Origin of the sequence: Polaromonas eurypsychrophila (genome assembly GCF_014641715.1) — a bacterium.
Taxonomy (GTDB): Bacteria; Pseudomonadota; Gammaproteobacteria; order Burkholderiales; family Burkholderiaceae_C; genus Polaromonas; species Polaromonas eurypsychrophila.
Genome location: NZ_BMIG01000031.1, coordinates 1 through 1,118, shown reverse-complemented (window position 1 = coordinate 1,118; position 1,118 = coordinate 1). Strand labels below are relative to the sequence as shown.

The following is a 1,118-nucleotide window of genomic DNA, read 5'->3' as shown; positions in this document are numbered from 1 at the left end:
GCAGGACATCATGAGTTTGAAGCACGAGTTTGTGTTGCTCGCCCGCCAGGAAGGTGCCAACCGGCGCGAGCTGTGCCGGCGCTTTGAGATCAGCCCGCAGACCGCCTACAAGTGGCTGCAGCGCTTTGCCCGGGAAGGCGCTGAAGGCCTGCAGGAGCGCTCGCGCAGGCCTGCAAACAGCCCAGCCATCTCCGATGCGGGCATTGAGCGCGCCGTCATCGCCTTGCGTGGTGAGCACCCCGCCTGGGGTGGACGCAAGATCAGCCGGCGCCTGCTCGATCTGGGCCAGGCGCTGGTCGCTCCCAGCACGGTCACCTCCATCTTGCACCGCCACGGCCTGATCAGTGCTCAGGCCAGCCAGGCGGCAAAGCACTGGATGCGGTTTGAGCGCGATGAACCCAATGCGCTGTGGCAGGCCGACTTCAAGGGCCACTTTGAGACCGCCCAGGGGCGCTGCTCGCCCCTGACGATGATCGATGACCATTCGCGGTTCAACCTCGCGTTGCAGGCGTGCGCCAAGACAACGACTGGGGTCGTGCAAACCCAAATGGAGCGGGTGTTTGGCCTGTACGGCCTGCCGGTACAGATCAACTTTGACAACGGCGCGCCCTGGGGCTCTCCCAAAGCACCGGGCCAGCTGACCGAGCTCGGGGTCTGGCTGACTCGCCTGGGAATTGTGGTCAGCCACAGTCGACCGTATCATCCGCAGACCAACGGCAAAGATGAGCGCTTTCACCGCTCGCTTGACGTTGAAGTGCTCAAGGGGCGCAGCTTCGAGAGCTTTGCGCGGGTGCAAGCGGCACTGGATCGTTGGCGTGGGGTTTATAACCACGAGCGCCCCCATGAAGCCCTGCAAATGGCAACTCCCATTACGCGTTACAGGCCTAGTGCCCGGCGGTTTCCTGAGCACCTGGGCAGTCCTGAATATGCGAGCCGCGATGAGGTACGCACGGTGGGCTGCAACGGCGAGTTGCGCTTTGGCGGCGAGCGCTACAAAGTGACGAACGCGCTTCGGGGCCACAGGGTGGCCATACGTCCGCGCCCTGACCAGGATGGCCTGTTCGAGGTGTTCTTTGCTCACCACCGCTGCCTGACCATTGACCTCAGGCAACAGGACG

1 protein-coding gene is annotated in these 1,118 nt (G+C 63.7%); it reads left to right on the top strand.

Annotated elements, in window-relative coordinates:
- Positions 1-1,118: IS481 family transposase (locus tag IEX16_RS19800; RefSeq protein ID WP_229676466.1), on the top strand; the 1,118-nt coding region annotated here is incomplete at both ends.